Source organism: Parafrankia sp. EAN1pec (genome assembly GCF_000018005.1).
Lineage (GTDB): Bacteria > Actinomycetota > Actinomycetes > Frankiales > Frankiaceae > Parafrankia > Parafrankia soli.
Window position 1 is genome coordinate 4,255,817 of sequence record NC_009921.1, and the last position, 18,525, is coordinate 4,274,341.

An 18,525-nucleotide genomic window follows, 5' to 3' on the forward strand; every position below is an offset into this window, starting at 1 on the left:
CTGTTCCGACCCCGAGGGAGGTGTTCGACCTCACCGGGCACACGGCGCTCGTCACAGGGGCCTCGTCCGGGCTGGGTGCCCGGTTCGCCCGGGTGCTGGCAGCGGCGGGGGCCACGGTCTGGATCACTGCCCGGCGCCTGGACCGGCTGGAGAAGCTCGCCTCGGACGTCGTGGGCCTGCGCCCGGTGGCCTGCGACGTGTCGGTCGAGTCCCAGCGTCTCGCGCTCGTCGACGCGGTGGTCGCCGAGTCCGGGCGGTTGGATGTGCTCGTCAACAATGCGGGCACTGACAGCGGCGCCCTGCCGATGGACGAGACTCCGGCGCAGTTCGCCGACGTGCTCGCGACCAACCTGGTGGCACCCTTTCACCTGGCCCAGCTCGCCGCCCGGGCGGCCGGTGAGCACGGCCTGTCGGTGATCAATGTCGGATCGGTCCTGGGGCTGGTGTCGGCGGCGCCGATGGGCGGGGCGAGCTACGCAGCGGCCAAGGCGGGTCTGGCGGGGCTGACCCGGGAACTCGCTGGGCACTGGGGCGGGCGCGGCGTTCGGGTCAACACACTGGCGCCTGGCTGGTTCCCCAGCGAGATGAGCGCGGCGCTCCTGGACAGCGCGGACGGTGCCCGCTGGATCGCCCGCAACACCATGCTGCGCCGGGCCGGTGAGGCGGACGAACTCGACGGCGCGTTGCTGTTCCTGGCATCGTCGGCATCCAGCTACTGCACCGGCCAGGTCCTCGTGGTGGACGGTGGTTGGACTGCGCGTTGAGTCGTCGGCCAAAACCGAACTGAGATCGGGTCAGGATACTGTGGTCGAACGTAACAGAACGACAGGGGTGGAGACGCCTGGTGAGTGCGCAGCCGTTGGAGTACGCCGACGAGGGGCCGAGGTCGAAACGTGCCGCGATCCTCGCAGCTGCGGTGCAGTGTTTCGGCGAGGTCGGCTATGAGGCCACCAAGTGGTCGAAGGTGGCGGATCGCGTGGGCATCGGGCAGACGGCGCTCTACCACTACTTCGAGTCGAAGGCCCACTGCCTTCTGACGATCATGCGAATCGGGCTGAGCCGCTCGGAGGCCGCGTTCCGGGAGGCGACGGAGACGGCCCCGACGGGTATCGAAGCGCTGCGCGCCGCCGTGCGCAGCGCCTATGCGCTCTCGCCGCAGGAGGCCCTGCAGAACCGCATCCTGCAGGCCAACTTGGCGCTGCTGGCCGCGCCGAGAAGCTCGGAGCGCGAGGAGACCGAGCGACAGGCGTGCCGCGATCTGGTCTCGGCGGTCGAGCGAAACTGGGCCGAGCTCATCGAGCGCGGAATCGCGGCCGGGGAGCTCCCGGAGCGCGACACCGTCCTGACGGCGCGGATGCTGCTCGGCATGGTGGTCAGCGTCTGGCGTTGGTACCGGCCGGACGGTCCGCAGAGCTTGGACGAGATCTCCGACTTCGTCGCGGGGGCGAGCGTGCGCATGGTCGCGAGCCAGGAATGACGCGAGCCGATCGGCGGTGGGGCGTTAGGCGCTGACGCCGTCAGGATAGGCGTCGCGTTGGAGGCGCTCGTGCGCCCATTCGTCCCAACGGTTTCCCGTCCGGCGACTGGTCTCGAGCGCCGTGCGCGAGCGCAGTCGCCGGACGCGGATGCGGGCATCACCGGCTCGATGCTCAGCGTCGATGGCGGAACCGCCTCGTACTGACCGGCCGCACTGGGACGAGGGACATCACACCGAAGGCGGGAGAAATCACGTGGGCAAGTTGGACGGCAAAGTTGCTTTGATCACAGGTGCCGCCCGGGGTCAGGGGCGGGTACACGCGGTCGCACTCGCCGAGGACGGCGCGGACATCATCGCGACTGATCTCTGCGAGGACATAGGGGTGTGCGACTACCCGCTGGCCACGCCTGGCAACCTCGCCGAGACCGCTACCTTGGTCGAGAAGATCGGCCGGCGGATCGTGACCAGCCAGGTCGACGTGCGGGACGCGGGCGGCATGCGGGTGGCCGTGAGCGAGGGAGTAGCCGCGCTGGGTGGTCTGGACATCGTGGTCGTCAACGCGGGGGTGGCCCTGATCGGGTCCGATCCCCACCACGACCGCGACGAGTTATGGGCCGTGACGATCGACATCAACCTCACCGGCGCCTGGAACACCGTCGACGCGGCAATTCCGCACCTGCTCGCCGGCGGGCGGGGCGGAGCGATCGTGCTCACGAGCTCCAGCGCCGGGCTCAAGGGGTACGTCAACGGGTCGGTGGGTGCCACGGCCTACACGGCGAGCAAACACGGGCTCGTGGGGATCATGCGGTCGCTCGCACTCGAGCTCGCACCGCACTCGATCCGGGTGAACACCGTCCACCCGACCGGGGTCAACACTCCGATGATCCGCAACGAGCACGTCGAACGGCACCTGACGAGCACGCCCGACGGGGGCGCAAGCATGTCCAACCCGATGCCGGTCGAAGTCCTCGAGCCCGAGGACATCAGTGACGCCGTCCGTTGGCTCGTCTCGGACGCGGCGAAGTACGTCACCGGCATTGCCATGCCCGTCGATGCCGGATTCGCCGGCAAGTGATTTCTTCGAGCGGGGAGCGGCATCGTCATGGCCGTGTGCGGAAATCCTGATTCCGTCGAGGACTTTCGCGCTCGAAGGTCTGACGTCCGACGGTCTAGATCTTCGACGTGGTCGTCCCTCGGGACCGGGCCGCGGGCCTCACCGCCGCGATCCGCGCCCACGTCGCCGGCGCCAGCGTCGGCCTGTTCGAGAAGGCCGAGACGGTGGGGGCACCAGCGCGTCCGGCGGGATGGTCTGGATTCCCAACAATCCCCGGACGGCGCCACTCGGTTCGCACGCCCAAATTACTGATCTTGACAATATCGAGCCTCGGGTCCGTGTGCTGCTGGCGCAGGGGCCGCGGATGCCGGCGACGGTGACAGGCCAACGGGTTCCTGGAGACCTCCTACCTACCCGGCCGGCGTTTCGTGTCCCCGGCGGACTTCAACACCCAGCTGGGTGACTGGCTGGGGCGGGCCAACGCCCGCACCGTCCGCGCGGTCCAGGGCCGCCCGGTCGACCTGCTCGCCACCGACTACCGGGCGGTGCTGCCGCTGGGGCCGGTCGACCCGCCGGTCCGCCTGAACCACCGCATCCCGCCTCGGCCGCGACTACTACGTGCGCCTGGGCACCGTTGACTACTCCGCCGACCCCCGTGTGATCGGCCGGTTCGTCGACGTCACCGCCTCCCCGGAGCGCGTGACGGGGTGGCCTGCGACGGGCGGCCCGTCGCCCGCCACCAGCGGTCCTGGGGCCAGACAGGGGTCGTCACCGGCCCTGGCCACGCCGCGGCAGCGGCACGGATGCGCCAGGCACTGGCCGCCGGCCGCCCGAACCAGCGGAAACAAGCCCCGCACCGCCTTCGGTGGGCCCCGCTTCTTCAGGGATGACCTACGGTCTTCAGCTGCAGGCCCGCGACGAATCAGGCTCTTGTCGCGAGTGCTGGCCGGCGCTATGGTTTCGCCACGCTAGCTGAACTCAACTCAATTCAGATTCGGTCGCCTCTCGAAGAGGGCTGACCTTGACGACGCCCTCATAGGTTCACAAAACAGACAGAATTCACAGAACAGACAGAACAGAAGGAGTACCAGATGCGGCGCGGCTCGATCCGCCTCCTCGTCCCCCTGCTGGCCGCTTTATCGGTCGCCATGACGGCATGTGGCGGCTCCGATGACGGAGCGAGCAGTGACAGCGGAACCATCAAGATCGGCGCCTGGATCCCACTGACTGGCGCGCAGGCATCCTCCGGCGTCCCTCAGGCGGAGGGCGCGAAGGCGTACTTCGCATGGCTCAACGACAACGGCGGTGTGAACGGCCACCAGATCGAGTGGATCGTCAAGGACAACGCCTACGACCCGCAGCAGACCGTCCAAGCGGCCCGCGAGCTTGTCGCCCAGGACCACGTGGTCGCCATCGTGAACGCCAACGGGACCGCGCCGTCCGAGGCGGCGTTCCCCTATGTCCTCAACCAGTCGAAGGTCCCGATCGTCGACCACTACGGCGGGTCCGCCGCCTGGTACGACCCGCCCCGGCCGCTGCTGTTCGGCACCCAGACCCTCTACGAGGACCAGGCCGCGGCCATGGCCACCTGGGCGGTCGAGTCCGGAGCGCGCAAGATCATGGTCGTGCACGACGATCCGCAGGCATTCGCTAACGTCGCAAAGCAGATCGAACCCGCCGCCAGGCAAGCCGACCCGAGCGTGTCGACCACGATGCTTTCAGTAAAGCTCGGTACCACCGACTTCGCTCCGGCGGTTAGCCAGGTGCGCAACGAGGCACCCGACGCCGTCATGCTCATCATGCCCACGCAGGAGACAGCCGCTTACCTCAAGGAGGCGAAGCTGCAGGGCGTGCAGGTGCAGGCGTACGGATACTCGCCGACGGCGTCCGCGACCACGGTGACGCTGGCCGGAGCCGCCGCCGAGGGCTTCCGTGCCGTGTCGGTGGTCGGCGTGCCGTCCCACACGAGCCCGCAGATGCAGCAGTTCCGCGAGGTCATGGCGAAGTATGCGCCCGACCAGCCAGCGGACTTCTCGACTCTGCTCGGCTACGTTAACGCGGCCGTGTTCGCCGAGGTCGCCAAGACGATCGACGGCCCGATCACCTCGGAGTCCATCGCCAATGCGTACGAGAACGCGCAGGGCATCTCGACCGGCGTCGCACCCGACATGAGCTACTCGGCCGACCAGCATCTCGGCACCCGCCAGGTTCAGCGGACGTATGTCAAGGACGGGCAGTGGGTGGCCGAGGGCGGGTTCTTCACCCCGCCGGAGCGAGCAGCGGCCTGACCGTAATCTGACCGCGGGCCGGCCGGTCCATCGCCAGCACCGAGAGCACCTCCCGCACATCCAACATCTCGCCGAGGAGGCGGACGTGGTCATACCGGAGTACTTCGCCTGTCTGGACGGGCTCCAGCCGCTGAGCGGGCTCGAGCTCGTGGAGCCGGACGTCGAGTTCCTCATAGCCCTGCCAGACCATGAGGTGAGCGGGTGCGGAAAGGAGGACCTCGGCGCCTACATCGCGGGCCGGCCGGCTGTCGGGCGACGGCATCGCGTCCTGCGCGCCGTCGCCGACAGGGACCTCGAGATGGTCTACGGCCAGGTCGTCGAGGGTGATGGCGTGGGTACCGGCTCCTTCGTCTCGGTGGGGCTGGTCTCGCCGGCCGGCCGGCTGGCCCGCTACAAGTCGTTCTTCCATCCGGAGTTCGGGATGTACCCGCTGCCGGCCGCCACGGTGGTGACGCCGTGACCGCGCCGTCGACCGCCCAAGCCGTCGCGGGCGCGCCGGTGCTCAACCGCTGGTTCGCGACGATGGACTCCCACACGCCGGAAGCCGTCCTGGACATGGTTTCCGACGACTTCCGCTTCTCCGTCGTGTTCTCCACCGGAGACGGTGCCGTCGATTTCGTCGGCGGCCGCGAGGCGATGGAGGGCTACCTCGCCCAGCGGGAAAAGGGCGTGCTCACCCACCATGTGCTCACCGCCAGCTCGACGGGCCGCGACGAGCTGGTGCTCGGACAGGCCCGCCGGGCCGGAGCCTTCGAGTCCACGTTCGTGGCCGCCGCCCGGTTGGATGCCGAGGGCCGGGTGCGGCGGCTCATGATCGGACGCTCGCCCGCGCTGGATATTGAGGACTGAAGCACCGGCATCGAGAGCACTCGCATCGAAGCACCAGGACCTAGGACCTGACCGCCCGCAAGGAGGACGACCATGTTCAATCTCGCCCTGCTGGCCTCCCGCCCGCCGGACTGGACGCACGAGCGGTTCATCGAGTGGTGGCGCGGCGAGCACGCCGAGGTGACCTATGGCCTGCCCGGGCTGCGGGCGTGGCGGCACACGGCGATATCGAACGCGCTCGAACCACGTTCGGAGGGCTGGGACGGCCTGTCCGTACTCAGCTTCGGCAGCGAGGCCGACCTGCGCGCGGCGCTGGCCAGCGAGCAGTGGGCGGCCGCCGTACGGAACGTCGGGTCGATGCGTGGCAGGCGTATCGCGGTGTTCGGTGACGAGCGCGAGATGTTCCGCGCCTGACCTGGCGCATCGTCCCTGCTGCATCGTCGCGAGGAGGAGATGTGCAGGAGCTGGTGGCAGACCTGGACCGGCGCGCCGCGGCGGGCGCCAGGGGCGTCGTGGCGTGGGACGCCGATGGCGCCCACACCCTCGGTGCCGTGCTCGCCGCGGGCACACAGCTCGCCGAGGCGCTGGCGGGGGCCTCGGGACCAGGGGCGACGGTCATGGTGCAGGCGGACAACTCGTGGCGCACCGTCGCGGCGGCGGTCGCCGCCGCGAGGCTCGGAGGAGTCCTCGCGCTGATCAGCCGGCACGCGACCGGCGTCGAATTCGTCCAGGCGTGCGAGGACCTGGACCCCGACGCCGTGGTGGCCGCCCCGGACACCGCGCAGGGCTGGGCCGTCGCCGACAAGTACCCCGCCCTCAGCGTTGATGTGCTGGCCGGCTGGTCCGCAGCCGCCCGGCCTGCGCGGGGGTCAGCGCGGTGGCGCGGCGGAGCGGTCATCGGGCTGACCTCGGGTTCCACCGGCCGGGCCAAGGGCGTCGTGCAGTCCGAGGCGGCGTTGCGGTACGCGGGCCGCTGCACGATCGATGCGGTCGGGCTTCGCCCGGGCGACCCGGTGGCCGCGATGGTGCCCATGTCGTCCAGCGCTGCGTTCTGCTTCGGGCTGTACCTGCCGCTTTTGCTCGGCTCACCGATTGTCTTCTCCGAACGGTGGGACCCGGCTGCCGCGGTGGCGCGGATGGCCGTGTTCGACGTGCGCTGGACAATGTGCGTGCCGACGATGGCGCTGCAACTCGCTGCGGCCGGGCGGGCGGGGGAGCTGAGCCGGGTCCGGGCGATGACGGTCGGAGGCGGCCCGATGGACACCGGGGCGCTGGGCCGCGCCGAACGGCATCTCGGCACCAGGATCCTGCGTGTCTTCGGAATGTCCGAATGTCTCGGCCACACCACCCCCGCGCTCGACGACCCCGAGGAGATCCGGCTGGGACGTGACGGCAGGCCGTTCCCGGGTACCGAGCTGCGCGCCGTCGACGTCGACGGAACGCCGCTGCCGCCCGGGGAGACGGGGCGGGCGCAGGTCCGCGGGCCGTCCCTGTTCCCCGGCTATGCCCGGGACGGTCGGACCGTCCCACCCGAACTGACTCCGGACGGCTTCTTCGCCACCGGCGACCTGATCGTCGTGCACGGTGACGGGACGGTGTCGGTCAGGGGCCGGGAGAAGGAGATCATCATCCGCGGCGGGCGGAACATCGACATCGCCGAGGTGGAGCACGCGGTTGCCAGCCACCCGGCGGTCGACCAGATGTGCGTTGTTCCCCTGCCCGACGACGTGCTCGGCGAGCGCATCGGCGTACTCGTCGTGACCACCGACGAGACACTGGAACTTCCCGAGCTAACCAGGCACCTCGCCGAGCGAGGGCTGTCGAAGGCCAAGTGGCCGGAGTTCCTGTTCAGGGTGCCGGCACTCCCGCAGAACCGGGTGGGGAAGCTTTCCCGGGCCGAGGCCGCGCGGCTGGCCCAAGACCTGCACGCACGCGCAACCACCGGATGACCGCCGGCTCCACGCCGGCGTGCGGGCTGACGAAAACACACACGACGACTGAAACCGACGGACGACCACACCGACGGACGTCCGACGACGGGACCGACGCCGGGTGTCGGCAGGCCAGGATGGGGTGAGGCACAGGTGCTGGCAGGGCTAACGGGCAAGATCGCGGTGGTCACCGGCGGGGCCGGCGTGATTGGTGCGGCGGTGTGCGACCGGCTCGCCCGAGAAGGCGCCAAGGTCGTGGTGGCAGACCTGGACGAGGCCGCCGCCAAGCACGTTGCGGACACGGTCGGTGGCGGCGCGATCGGCGTGGCCGCTGACGTGTCGACGCCGGACGGGGCTACGGCTTGCGTCGACGTGGCGGTGGCCGCGTTCGGGCGGCTCGACCTGCTCCACGCGAACGCGGGCGTGGAATGCGTCGTACAGCCGGTGGCCGACTTCGATCCTGGCGATTACCACAAGGTGTTCGGCGTCAACGTGCTCGGTGCCTTCCTGTCGGCGCAGGCGGCGGTACGGCAGCTGACCGCCCAGGGCGGCGGTGGGCAGATTCTGTTCACCGCCTCGATCGCGGCGCTGATGGGAACCGGCGGGACGTCGGTCTACAACGCTTCCAAGCACGCGGTACACGGCATCGCCCGGTGCCTGGCGCTGGAAGTGGCGGGCACCGGTATCCGGGTGAACACGTTGGCTCCGGGAGCCGTGGAATCGCGGATGATGGACGCCCTGGGTGCCGGTCTCGGCGCGATGGCTGGCGCGGACGCGGCCGGCTTCCGGACCGCCAGGACGGCCGCACTGCCGCTGGGCCGCTATGCGACGCCTGAGGAGATCGCCGCGACGGCGGCCTGGATCCTCAGCGACGAAGTGCCCTACCTGCACAACGAGGTTGTCACGGTCGGTGGCGGCATGGCTCCGTACTGACGACCCGATGGCGCACGGCCGTGCGCTCCGCAGCACGCGCAGGCACGTGCGCAGCGGTGTCCATCGCTCACCGCTTACTGTGCGGTCCAGCCGCCGTCGACGTAGAGCTCCGAGCCGGTGATGAAACCGGAATCCTCGCTGGCGAGGAATGCGACGGATGCCGCGACCTCCCCGGCTTGGCCCAGCCGCCCCATCGGCGTTCCCGCCAGCATGGCGGTGTGGCGAGGTGTCCCGCTGAATCGTTCGAGCAGCTGCCTCGTCTCGATGAAGCCTGGATGCAGGGAGTTCACCCGCACACCGCGGGTGGCCCAGTGCAGGGCGGCGTTTTTCGTCATCGTCCGCACCGCGCCTTTCGCGGCCGCGTAGGCGAGGCTGTTCCCCAGCCCTCCGACCGTACCGAGAATCGAACACACGTTGACGATCGAGCCGCCGCCGCTGCGCTCGATCAATGGCCCGCCGTACTTCATGCCCAGCCAGGTACCGAGCTGGTCGACCGCGATCACCTGGTCCCAGCGGTCACGGGACTCGTCTTCAACCGTGCCCAGGCTGCCGATGCCCGCGTTGTTGACCAGGACGTCGAGCCGGCCGAGATCGCGTTCCACCTTGCCCACGACGTCCTGCCACTGCCGCTCGTCCGTTACGTCGAGCGCGGCGGGAAGATGGTCACCGGGAACCTCGGCTGTCAGATCGGCGCAGGGTTTGTGTTCTACGTCCGTTATGACGAGCCGCGCCCCCTCGGCGGCCAGCCGGCGCACGGTCGCCTCGCCTATGCCGCCGGAGGCACCTGTCACGAGAGCCACCTTGCCCTGGAGCCTGGCGAGCATGACGTCCTCCCAGCAATAAACTGAAGTTAGTTCGATCAAATATATCGGCTCCCGGATGTGCGAGGACCGACGCCGGGTGGCCCGGGGGAGTCTCACCCCCGGGCTCCCGCAGAGCCGGGGCGGTTCACTGCTGGAATACCTGGTTCACCCAGCCACCGCCCCCACGGCAGGAGTCCAGTGCACAGCTCGACCAGCGAGAGAGGGGGCGCCCACACCCCTCGATCATCCGCGCAGACGTCGTGGCCGACGACGCTGCGCGCGGTCCGCGGCTGGCTGGCCCCCTGGATCGGATTCCACCGCTGGTGGACAGCCTGGTCCACCACGCCCCCGCCCGCTGAACTCCACGCCCTGATCGCCGCCATCAGCGCAGGTCACGGCCTCCACCTCTACCTACCACCCTGATCCAACAAACCACCGGTAGTAGCTGCAGGGCCGTCGCGCGGCGCACATCCGGATCATGCTGCCTGCCGCCTGATGCGTTTGACCCCCGACAGCCGGGGCCCCGGCGCGGCCGGGCATTGTGGATCGATGGTTCTGCCTACCGAGCGGGCCGTGTATCCGGGGATCGCCTTCCTCGTACACGCGGAGGTCGGGGCCGGCACTGCGCCGGGCGGCCACGACCTGCCTGACATGCGGGGCGATAGTTTGTCCGCTGGCCGGTGTCCGAGATCCTTCCGCGCGGTGGACTCGGCGTCGTCTGGCCGGGGCGCGGCCCACGACTTTTATTTCGACCCGTCGAGACCGTGGCTCTCGCCCACGGCCGCCCACTATGCCCGGGAGGAGCTCCTGGCGCCCCGCTGGGCCGAGACCACGCTGTGCGGCAAGGCGTGGGCTGTGATGGTCGGCGGTGAGGGCGGCCCGCTGAGGGAGGACGGCGAAGCACCCTCCGGACGGCATGCCGACTGGGTGGTCTCCTGGGAAGCCTGGGACGTCGACTGAGCTGACCCGGTCCTTCCGCGAGGTTGAACGGCGCAGAGCAGTCGGCCGTAGGTCGGTGGCTCGGAAGGGACGGGTGGGTCAGGCATGGTCCAAGGCGCGAAGTGGTTGGCGGGTGAGGATCGGTCGGCTATGAGTCCGTCCGCTGGTAGGTGGTGGCTTTGCCTCTGCCGCCGAGTTGAAGGATCAGCCCGCGACCGCGCAGGCTTCGCAGTGCCTTGCGGATGTTCGGAGCGGACAGCCCGAGCTCCTCGGCGAGGTCGCTGACTGTTCTTCCCGGACGGGTCAGGGTCTGGTAGACGCGACGCTCTGTGGCGCCCATTGGGGGCTCGGCGGTCGCCGCGGGCGGGGCGGTCGCGAACTGGTGGAGGACGACGGTGAACCGGATGCCGCTGTCCACGTAGTGGGCTGGCGGCAGGCCATGGTCGGCGAGGGCCTCGGTGACGGTGGGAATTCCGCTGGCGAGGGCTTCGATGACCCGAGCTTCGGTTTGCGGGGAGCGGACGTGCTGGCAGATCGCGACCAGTCTGGCGTTGCGGGCGGAGGTCACCGCGTCGCGCCCGAGTCGGTCGACGGTGATGCCGTACAGGCCTCCGGGATTGGCCACTACCAGGCGGTCCCGCAGAAGCCGCACTTCGACGGCCAGCCCGGCGGACCAGTGGTCGAGGTCGCGGTGGATCAGTGCGTTGGCGACCAACTCACGGAAGGCGACGAGTGGGTAGATCGGACGGTCACGAACGCTACCGTCCATCTCGGCGACGATGGCGGTGTCGAAGGTACGTCGGGCCCAGAGTAGCGCCGCGTCAAGCATCCGCGGGACCGGCCCGCTGATGGTGACCTGGTTGCGGGCCCGCGTTGCGGCGGAGTCTGTGGGCAAGGGCTGCGCGGCGGCTTGGATGACGTAGCGAGGGAACCATTGTTGGGGATGGACCCCGAGAGCGAGCAGTCCCGCGACGGTCGGCTGCCCGCCTTCCATCGTGACTCCAGCCCGGCGCAGGAGCTCCGTGTCGTCGGGAAAACGGCCGAGCCCGGCGGGGTCGCGTTCGCGGACGGCGAGTAGAAAAGTATCGACGAGTTCGGTGTCCAGGTCGTCGATGGTGGCGTCCTCGACAGGTGAACGGTCGAACAGCGGTGGCTGGCGAGCGGCCAGAAACCCCTGTTCCTCCATGTCGGACAGGGCGTAGTCGCCGTCGTAGCCACGTAGGTACGCCCTGCCGGTCGCGGTGACGCGACAGGGCTTGGTCGAGCGGTCGCACTCGTGGACCTGCGCAACCACGACCGTGGCCCCGTCGACCTCCCCGTCGTCGATCGTGAGACGGACCGGCGGTGTGAATGCCCGGGCCCTGGCAGCCAGGCCCTGCTTGAGCATCTGCGGGTCGCTGAGCTCGACGGGGCGGAACCCGGCCCGCTCGTCGAGCCCCAGGATGATGGTCCCGCCCCCGGGCTGATTCGCCAGCGCGCTCATCGTAGAGGTCAACGAGGCGGGTAACCCGCCGGCGGCAGACTTGACCTCCACCTCGGTGGTGTCGCCTCCAGCGGCGCGCAGGAAGGCGATCATCTGGCTCACGTCACGCGGCACACCCAAATGTAACCACGGCGGAGTTACATTTGGCGTGCGGCGGTTACATTTGGCAGTCGTGGCTCGCGCCCCAAGATCGGAGAACATGGAAGATCGACGGCGGGACGGTCGACACTGGCTGCGAGGGGTATCGACCGGCCACCCTCCCCTCGATCGCGGGAAGGTCGACGCGACCACGACGCCCAGCGGTCACGATCACCGGGCGGCCTGGAAACGGGCGGAACCGCCCGGCGTTGGGAACGCTTGTTCTACTCGGTAGACGATGTTCTGGTCGACGCGGTCACCGAGCATCGTCCCTGCTCCGGGCGCGTGGGGCGACCGGTCGGACGGTGATCTCAGGGCCAGCAACCAAGATCAATCGGTTCGGGTGCTGGTACATGGTCCACCGCGATGCGTAACAGTGTCCTGACCTGGGCAAATAGATAACACCTATGAGATCCGACGGTTGATCGAATAGAAGATGTCCAGGTCGGGGTGTTGATCGGTTGGTTCGACTCCTCAGGCGCATCGTAGGGTTTGACTACGAGGTGTAGTTGCTGGGACGGTTCGTCGCAGTATCGATCCGCGCAGGTCCGTAGGCAGCGCATAGTCGGGGCCGATCATCCTCGGCCGGGGCCGTACAGTCGTCGCCCCTGGCCCGTTATGTGCAGATTGCTAATGATCTGGCGTGTCGTGTGCTCTGGGGAGCTTGCGGCGGGTGCGGAGCTGCGCGGGGTGCGGGAGTACGCCCGGGTGCTCGGGACGACGTCGTCGACGATGGTGCGGGCCTACCGGTATCTGGCGGGTGGTGCGGTGATCACGCTGGCGGATCGGTGGCGGGCGCGGGTCGCCGGGGATGGTGCGATCGCTGCGACGCGGCTGTTGGAGCCGGAGCGGGTGTTCCGGCTGTCGAGGCTCCTCCATGTGGTCAGGTGTCGTCAGGCGCCGGAATACGGCAGCCGCATGCCGATGGTGTGAGCGTCGCGCGCGGCGGCCAGGTCGACCTGTCGGGCTTCGTCATCATGCCCGGCGCGGCGTAGCGCTTGGGCGAGCCGCCGCCGGGTACGGATGGCGAACGGCACCCCACCGGTCTTTTCGGCAAGCGCCAGCGACGACCGCAAGGCGGCAATGGCTTCGTCCACCCGGCCCAGTGCCAGGGCGAGCCCGCCCCGGTACAGGGCGGCGGGGCCCATGCAGGTCAGGCCGAGAACAAAGGTCACCAACGCCTCGCCGTACCCCGCGATGCGGTCCGCGAGGCCGGTTGCCCAGTCGGCCATGTCCGGGACCGCGTCGACGACCTGTGCCACGATCTCGGCGAGAATCACGACATAGACCGGTTCCATGGCACCCGGAGCGACGTCGGCCAGGTCCGGCCGGACGAGGCGGCGGACCTCACGTGCCGCAGCCTCCGGGCGTCCGGTCTCCGTGAGCGCGAGGGAGCGGATCAGCGCCCACTCGGCGATCATCTGTTCCTCCATGTCGTACACCTGCGGGAGGAAGTCGCCCATGGTGCCGCGGTCCCAGGCGGAGATGCCGTGAATTGTGGTGGCGGACTGGGTGAGCGCGTTGATCGCCCCGGGCGTCACGCCCGGTAGCGACCCGCCCAGTATGGTCGCGACCTCGGCGGCCTGGTCGTACCGTCCGGCGTAAAGGTGATGCATCGCCTGCCAGCAGCGGTCCAGAAGGTCGAAGTCAGGGTCACGCACCTGGCGCAGCCGCCGGCTGAAGGCAGCCGACTCTCCCTCCGCGGCTTCGACCTGGCCCAGCTCCCAAAGGACAGCCCGACGCAGGTGCCGGGCCACCAACTCGCCGCCGGGCGGGCCGTCGGCCGTCGCCAGCAGCGTGTCGGCAATCGCCAGCCGAAGGCCGGCGTGCTGCGGTGTCCAGGCCGCGAGTGCCCGGGCGATCAGCAGACCTGCGGGTTCATCGGTCGGCCCGGGTCGGGCCACGCGCTGACCGGCGAGCACTTCGGCTGCCCGCAGGATGAGACGGCTCGCCGCTTCCGGCTTCCCGTAGCACGCGCGGACGGCCGCCGCGGCGAGCAGCCGGAAGCGGAGGTCCTGTTCGGCCGCGGGCAGCGCGGCCGCCGCGGCATCCAGATCGGCGATCAGGCCCGGCACGGGGACGTAGAACAGGGAGCTGTAGCCGCCGACCGCGTCGCCAGCGCGGGTCAGGGTCGCGAGTCCCGCGCGGACGGTGTCGCCGTGCGCCGTGGCGATCCGGGCGGCCTCGGTGAGCACCTGCTGTGCCTCCGCAAAGTCGGCGGACCGACGGAGCGCCTCGCCGCGGATCACCATCAGGTCGACCAGCAGGTCAGGATGGTCCCCGGGGACGAGGTCGAGACCATGGCCGGCGAGCGTCGCCGCGTCCTCGAACGCAAACTGCGCGAGCGCGGCCCGCGCCGCGGTCGCCTGCGCCTGTGCGGCGCGCAGGTCGGTATGTCCGGCCGCGGCGGCGCGGAGGTGGTGCGCGAGCACTGCGGCTGGGACCGACGCTCCCTGGTGGGCCACCAGGGCGTCGGCGACGAGGCCGGCCAGGCGGGCACGCTCGGCCGTTCCCATACCGACCAGCACGGCCTCCCGGACGATGTCGTGGGTGAACCGCAGCCGGCCAGGGGCGGGCACGTCGGCCAGCCCGGCGGCGACGGCGATGTCCACCGCGTCGAGCGCGGCGGCCTGGGTCATGCCGGCGGCGGCTGTCACCACCGGCAACGCCGCCTCGCGGCCGACCACGGCGGCCGCCGCGAGGAGGGTCGTCATGCCGGCGGGCATCGCGGCCAACCTCGCGAGCACGGTGTCCCGCACCCCGGTCGGCAGCGTGCCGGCCGCCGCGGCCTGGTCGACAGAGGTGGTCGCCGCCAGTCGGGCGAGCTCGACGATGAAGAAGGGATTGCCGGCGGTGCGGTGGCGGACCGCCTCCGCCTGTTCAGGGGTGGGCGCCATCCCGCTCACGGCGCCGAAGAGCCGGCCGACGTCCGTCGGCGGGAGCCCGGCCAGCTCTACCCTGGTCAGGGCGGGGTGACGGGCGAGCACGCCAAGTAGCCGGCGGAGGGGCTCGCCGTCCCGCGGCGACTGGGCCGCGCCCACCTGCCGGGACGGCGGCGCCGAGATCGCCATCATCGGCGTGATCGCCTGGGGTGGCCTTCCCGCCGCGCTCCGGGCGGAAGCTGCAGACCAGCAGCACAGGGACGTCCGTCAATTCGCTGGCGAGGATCTCCAGCATCGCGATCGAGGCCGGGTCGGCCCAGTGGAGGTCCTCGAGCAGCGCCAGCACCGGACCGGCGGATGCGAGATCGGCCAGATGGCGGCCGATCGCCAGCGCGACCTCGAAACGGACCGGACCGTCACCGTCCCGGCTCGCACCGAACGCGCCCACCACTTCCGCCGGGAGGCCACGCAGCAGCTGCCGCCATGGCCAGTAGACAGGGGCGCCGGAGACCTGCGTGCAGCGGCCCCAACGGACCTGCGCCGGTACCCGCCGGGCGAGTTCCTCCAGCAGCCTGGTCTTGCCGATGCCAGCCTCGCCGGACAGCAGGGCCACGCCGGTTGCCTGCTCGGTGGCGGTCCGCTCCCACGCCTGTTCGAGGGCGGAGAGTTCCCGGTCTCGGCCAAGCAACGGCAGCCGGCCGCCGGCGGCCGCGGGGGCGGCCGCGGCTGCCGGCCCCGTGCCGGAAGCGGCGCCCGGCGAGCTGACCCAGGGGTATGCGGTGCGGGGGATGCCGGGGCGGATCAGCCCGGCATCCTGCCGCAGGATCGCGGTCTCCAGCTCCCGGAGCTCGGCCCCCGGCTCGAGGCCCAGATCGCTCGCGAGGGTCTGCCGTGCCTGACGAAGCACGGTGAGCGCGTCGGCCTGCCGGCCGCTGCGGTACAGGGCGGTGGCGAGCTGGGCGTGTAGCCGCTCCCGTAACGGGTGCTGGCCCGTCAGGACGCGCAGCTCACCAATCACCGCATCGTGTTCGCCCAGGTCGAGCCGGACGGCGAGAAGGTCCGCCCGGACGGCCATCTGGTCCTCCGCCAGCTTCACCCGCGCCGCTTCGGCTGCCGCGTGGCCCTCCAGGTCGGCGAACGGCTCACCCCGCCAGAGAGCGAGAGCACGCTCCAGATGAGCGCGGGCGCCGCCCGGGTCCCCACCGTCGAGCGCTCGCCTGGCCAGCGCTCGCAACTCGTCGAGGTGCCCGGTGTCGAGATCGACGGGGGAGATCGCGAGGGCGTAGCCGGAGCCCCGGGTGACGAGCAGCCGGTACGGCGGGCTGACCTTCGGCTCCAGGATCCGGCGCAGCGCGGACAGATGTGCCTGCAGCGTGGACCGCGCGGCGGGCGGTGGTTCACCTTGCCACAGCTCGTCGGCCAGCGCGTCCGCGGTGACGGTGACGCCGGGCCGTAGCAACAGGAGGGTGATCAGTTCCCGGCGCCGCCGCGGGCCGAGCTCCAGCGGGGAGCCGTCGCCAGCGGTGGCGATGGTCGGTCCGAGAACACCGAACCGCACGGGAGAGGAGCCGCTCACCGCTCCGATCGACCCTCCCCGATTCGCCGCCGCCGGCTGGGCGCCAGCCGGACGCAAGGCGCACGCAGGCCATTCACCGCCGAACGGCCAGCGTAGTCGGCAACAGTCGGCCCTGGCGAAGGGTGCGGCACGCGGCCGCCCCAGTCATGACGGAGGAAGCCATGTCCACACTGGAATCACAACCTCTCGCTGGCGCGCCGCGGGTGCCGCGCTCGGAGCGGCACCTGGAGGCCGCAGTGCCGGCGTGGCCGGATGACGCCACGCTGCGCCGGGTCCTGCTCGGTGCCGGCGGCGTCCTGTTCGCGCTGGGGAACCTGCTGCACCCGCTCGAGCACAACGAGGCGGCCGAGCAGGCGGCCACCTGGTCCGCTGCCCACCTGCTCTTCGGCATAGGGGGTGTGCTGATCGCCGCGGGGCTGCCGCTTCTGGCGGGCCGCCTCGGGCCTGGCCTGCTGGCCCGGGCCGCCTACGCGCTGGTCTGGCTCGGGTTCGTGACGATGCCCGCGAACGCCTACATCGAGCTGTTCGCCGCACCGAACATCGACCACCACACCATGCACGAGATCGAATCCGACATGACGCTCGTCGCCATACCGCTCGCTTTCGCGTTCATCATCGGAGTTCCGCTGCTCGGGATCATCGGGTGGCGGGTCGGCGGGCTGTCCAGACCGGTGGCCGCGGGTCTCGTCATCGCCGGCGTGACTCTTCTCCTCGGGCCGGGCCTGCCCGTGACGGAAGGCTACTGGATCATCCCGGCTACCGTCATCGCCGGCCTCGCGCTGGCGGCCACCACCCTGCCGTGGAGCGACAACAACCGGCCGCGACGAGGCGGGAGCTGAGCGGGTGGGCCCGTTCCACGCCACCTCCGGCACCGCCCGGGGCGGACCGCGGACGGTCCTCCCGGGCAGACCGGCGCCCGTCCCGCTCGCCACCGCGGCGACGACCAGCGGCTCCTACGGGCTGCTCCGGATCCAGCTGCTGCCCGGCGACGAAGCACCGTACCTCGTACACCATGGTGAGGATCGGTCGTTCGTCGTCCTCGACGGCCGGATGCGGGTCGACACCGCTTCACGCCGCTTCACCGCCGCCACCGGAGACCTCGTCTTCGTCCCCCGCGACCGGCCGCACCGATGCCTCGCCCTGGACGGGCCGGCCGACGTGCTCATGCTGTTCACGCCGGGTGGGGCCGAAGGGCTCTACCTCGCGCTCTGGCCGCCGGGGGACGACGCCGACCTCATCGTGCGGCTATCGGCCGAGTACAACGTCGACGTGCTCGCCCTGTCTGCCGAGGCGCCGGACGAATCGAACCATCACGACGGTTGATGCGCCTCCACATGCGGTCCGCCAGCAGCTGGTCAGCGCCGGATTCGATCCATCCGTCGCGGACTCCGACGCGGCTCCCGTTGTCATCCCGGCTCCTGAGTGGACGCGAGCCTTGCCTGGAGCGCGGGCACACCATCGCCGGACAGCCGTGACAGCGCGGCGACGCGGCCGGTGAGCAGCAGCAGGATCGCGTCCATCGGGCCGTCGACCGGTGCCCCCTCGCCGGCGGCCCAGTCCGCGTCGGACGCGGTGAGCCGCAGCCCTCTGAGCCGCTTCCGGGGAAAGAAGGGGTAGCCGAACGTCGGGAAGACAACGGACCAGACCCGGTCGGCGGCGACCGCCGCGGCGTCGAGGGGTATCTCGAGGGGTCGATCGAGGGGAACGGCGATGTCCAGGCCGTGCACGAGGATGTCGATAAGGGTTTCCCTGTAGGTGACGCCCACGTTGTGTTTCCGCGAACCGACCATTCCGCGGATCCCTGCGATCATCTGTTCGGTCGGCGCGGCCGCCCGCAGGCACGCCGAGCAGCGGATCACCCGCTTCATCCCGCCTGGTGACCGGGCGGCCATGCGAAGCGCCCCACCCAGCCCTGTCTGTTGCATTGTCAGATGGGCCGCGACATCGCGCACCGTCCAGCCGTCGCACAGCGAGGGTGAGCGCCACTCGTCGTCGGTGAGTTTTTCCAGCAGGACCGCGACCCGTAGCCGCTGGGTATCGATGGCCCGCCAGACTTCGTCTTTTTGCATGGTGCGTCCTTGATGCGTGATGAATTTATGCGTGATGAATTTTCCCAGCCGTGACTATGCGTCGGCGCAGGAAGATAAGGCGAACCGACTGGGCCCGCCACCATGAAATGGTCTGAGCGTCGGG

The 18,525-nt window shown here is 70.3% G+C and carries 18 protein-coding genes and 2 pseudogenes; 15 read left to right on the forward strand and 5 right to left on the reverse strand.

Annotation, left to right across the window (positions count from 1 at the left end; genetic code table 11):
- Positions 1-20: 20 nt before the first annotated feature.
- The 11 genes and pseudogenes from FRANEAN1_RS17360 to FRANEAN1_RS17405 all read left to right on the forward strand — a co-directional run bounded on the left by FRANEAN1_RS17360 (position 21) and on the right by FRANEAN1_RS17405 (position 8,511).
- Positions 21-764, forward strand: a complete 744-nt coding sequence (locus tag FRANEAN1_RS17360) for an SDR family oxidoreductase (RefSeq protein WP_085950118.1) — start codon at positions 21-23, stop codon at positions 762-764.
- A gap of 95 nt (positions 765-859) precedes the next feature.
- Positions 860-1,477 (forward strand): TetR/AcrR family transcriptional regulator, encoded by a 618-nt coding sequence (locus FRANEAN1_RS17365; protein WP_198145541.1) that lies wholly within the window; start codon positions 860-862, stop codon positions 1,475-1,477.
- Between the two features lie 253 nt (positions 1,478-1,730).
- A complete protein-coding gene (locus tag FRANEAN1_RS17370; RefSeq protein ID WP_020461132.1) occupies positions 1,731-2,552 on the forward strand; it encodes a mycofactocin-coupled SDR family oxidoreductase in 822 nt (273 codons plus the stop codon).
- A gap of 98 nt (positions 2,553-2,650) precedes the next feature.
- Positions 2,651-2,808 (forward strand): annotated as a pseudogene (locus FRANEAN1_RS43565) (FAD-binding protein); the annotation flags it as partial.
- A gap of 99 nt (positions 2,809-2,907) precedes the next feature.
- Positions 2,908-3,352: pseudogene (locus FRANEAN1_RS40400) on the forward strand (IS21 family transposase); the annotation flags it as partial.
- Between the two features lie 270 nt (positions 3,353-3,622).
- Positions 3,623-4,819, forward strand: a complete 1,197-nt coding sequence (locus FRANEAN1_RS17380) for an ABC transporter substrate-binding protein (RefSeq protein WP_020461134.1) — start codon at positions 3,623-3,625, stop codon at positions 4,817-4,819.
- Positions 4,820-4,904: 85 nt separating this feature from the next.
- Positions 4,905-5,279, forward strand: a complete 375-nt coding sequence (locus FRANEAN1_RS17385) for a hypothetical protein (protein WP_020461135.1) — start codon at positions 4,905-4,907, stop codon at positions 5,277-5,279.
- Entirely contained in the window at positions 5,276-5,668 is a 393-nt protein-coding gene (locus FRANEAN1_RS17390; RefSeq protein WP_020461136.1) for a hypothetical protein, read from the forward strand. Before FRANEAN1_RS17385 ends, FRANEAN1_RS17390 begins: the two co-directional genes overlap by 4 nt.
- 72 nt (positions 5,669-5,740) lie before the next feature.
- Positions 5,741-6,061: an EthD family reductase gene (locus tag FRANEAN1_RS17395; RefSeq protein WP_020461137.1), complete on the forward strand. Its 321-nt coding sequence runs from the start codon at positions 5,741-5,743 to the stop codon at positions 6,059-6,061.
- 41 nt (positions 6,062-6,102) lie between these two features.
- Positions 6,103-7,596, forward strand: a complete 1,494-nt coding sequence (locus tag FRANEAN1_RS17400) for a fatty acid--CoA ligase family protein (protein WP_020461138.1) — start codon at positions 6,103-6,105, stop codon at positions 7,594-7,596.
- 135 nt (positions 7,597-7,731) lie between these two features.
- Complete coding sequence (locus FRANEAN1_RS17405; RefSeq protein WP_020461139.1) at positions 7,732-8,511, forward strand: SDR family NAD(P)-dependent oxidoreductase; 780 nt, start codon at positions 7,732-7,734, stop codon at positions 8,509-8,511.
- 74 nt (positions 8,512-8,585) lie between these two features.
- On the opposite strand, the gene FRANEAN1_RS17410 is transcribed toward FRANEAN1_RS17405, so the two are convergent.
- Positions 8,586-9,335 (reverse strand): SDR family oxidoreductase, encoded by a 750-nt coding sequence (locus tag FRANEAN1_RS17410; RefSeq protein ID WP_020461140.1) that lies wholly within the window; start codon positions 9,333-9,335, stop codon positions 8,586-8,588.
- A 528-nt stretch (positions 9,336-9,863) separates the two neighbouring features.
- On the opposite strand from FRANEAN1_RS17410, the gene FRANEAN1_RS40405 reads away from it, so the two are divergent.
- Entirely contained in the window at positions 9,864-10,274 is a 411-nt protein-coding gene (locus FRANEAN1_RS40405; RefSeq protein ID WP_041254306.1) for a hypothetical protein, read from the forward strand.
- A 127-nt stretch (positions 10,275-10,401) separates the two neighbouring features.
- On the opposite strand, the gene FRANEAN1_RS17420 is transcribed toward FRANEAN1_RS40405, so the two are convergent.
- Positions 10,402-11,829 carry an ATP-binding protein gene (locus tag FRANEAN1_RS17420; RefSeq protein ID WP_347177178.1) on the reverse strand — a complete coding sequence of 476 codons (1,428 nt, stop codon included), beginning with the start codon at positions 11,827-11,829 and terminating at the stop codon, positions 10,402-10,404.
- 678 nt (positions 11,830-12,507) lie between these two features.
- Between FRANEAN1_RS17420 and FRANEAN1_RS17425 the strand changes: the two genes are divergently transcribed.
- The gene (locus tag FRANEAN1_RS17425; RefSeq protein WP_347177179.1) at positions 12,508-12,807 is read left to right on the forward strand and encodes a hypothetical protein; all 300 of its coding nucleotides are present in this window, start codon (positions 12,508-12,510) and stop codon (positions 12,805-12,807) included.
- Here FRANEAN1_RS17425 and FRANEAN1_RS43570 read toward each other — a convergent pair.
- Both FRANEAN1_RS43570 and FRANEAN1_RS39090 read right to left on the reverse strand, forming a co-directional pair.
- Positions 12,768-14,771, reverse strand: coding sequence for a tetratricopeptide repeat protein (locus FRANEAN1_RS43570; protein ID WP_157472685.1), 2,004 nt, complete (start codon positions 14,769-14,771; stop codon positions 12,768-12,770). The two genes, FRANEAN1_RS17425 and FRANEAN1_RS43570, sit on opposite strands and share 40 nt — an antisense overlap.
- Positions 14,755-16,332, reverse strand: coding sequence for a BTAD domain-containing putative transcriptional regulator (locus FRANEAN1_RS39090; RefSeq protein WP_157472686.1), 1,578 nt, complete (start codon positions 16,330-16,332; stop codon positions 14,755-14,757). The genes FRANEAN1_RS43570 and FRANEAN1_RS39090 overlap by 17 nt, the downstream gene beginning before the upstream one ends.
- A 161-nt stretch (positions 16,333-16,493) precedes the next feature.
- Between FRANEAN1_RS39090 and FRANEAN1_RS17435 the strand changes: the two genes are divergently transcribed.
- Together FRANEAN1_RS17435 and FRANEAN1_RS17440 are read left to right on the forward strand one after the other, a co-directional pair.
- The gene (locus FRANEAN1_RS17435) at positions 16,494-17,171 is read left to right on the forward strand and encodes a hypothetical protein (RefSeq protein WP_020461143.1); all 678 of its coding nucleotides are present in this window, start codon (positions 16,494-16,496) and stop codon (positions 17,169-17,171) included.
- Between the two features lie 4 nt (positions 17,172-17,175).
- Positions 17,176-17,655 (forward strand): cupin domain-containing protein, encoded by a 480-nt coding sequence (locus FRANEAN1_RS17440; RefSeq protein ID WP_020461144.1) that lies wholly within the window; start codon positions 17,176-17,178, stop codon positions 17,653-17,655.
- A gap of 83 nt (positions 17,656-17,738) precedes the next feature.
- Here FRANEAN1_RS17440 and FRANEAN1_RS17445 read toward each other — a convergent pair whose 3' ends face one another.
- Entirely contained in the window at positions 17,739-18,401 is a 663-nt protein-coding gene (locus FRANEAN1_RS17445; protein WP_020461145.1) for a maleylpyruvate isomerase family mycothiol-dependent enzyme, read from the reverse strand.
- Positions 18,402-18,525: the final 124 nt, after the last annotated feature.

Bases quoted from the DNA above. Each gene is read 5' to 3' on its own strand.
- FRANEAN1_RS17380 (WP_020461134.1), top strand. From the start codon at position 3,623: ATGCGGCGCGGCTCGATCCGCCTCCTCGTCCCCCTGCTGGCCGCTTTA.
- FRANEAN1_RS17395 (WP_020461137.1), top strand. From the start codon at position 5,741: ATGTTCAATCTCGCCCTGCTGGCCTCCCGCCCGCCGGACTGGACGCAC.
- FRANEAN1_RS17410 (WP_020461140.1), bottom strand. From the start codon at position 9,335: ATGCTCGCCAGGCTCCAGGGCAAGGTGGCTCTCGTGACAGGTGCCTCC.
- FRANEAN1_RS40405 (WP_041254306.1), top strand. From the start codon at position 9,864: ATGGTTCTGCCTACCGAGCGGGCCGTGTATCCGGGGATCGCCTTCCTC.
- FRANEAN1_RS17420 (WP_347177178.1), bottom strand. From the start codon at position 11,829: ATGATCGCCTTCCTGCGCGCCGCTGGAGGCGACACCACCGAGGTGGAG.
- FRANEAN1_RS17425 (WP_347177179.1), top strand. From the start codon at position 12,508: ATGATCTGGCGTGTCGTGTGCTCTGGGGAGCTTGCGGCGGGTGCGGAG.
- FRANEAN1_RS43570 (WP_157472685.1), bottom strand. From the start codon at position 14,771: ATGGCGCCCACCCCTGAACAGGCGGAGGCGGTCCGCCACCGCACCGCC.
- FRANEAN1_RS17435 (WP_020461143.1), top strand. From the start codon at position 16,494: ATGTCCACACTGGAATCACAACCTCTCGCTGGCGCGCCGCGGGTGCCG.
- FRANEAN1_RS17445 (WP_020461145.1), bottom strand. From the start codon at position 18,401: ATGCAAAAAGACGAAGTCTGGCGGGCCATCGATACCCAGCGGCTACGG.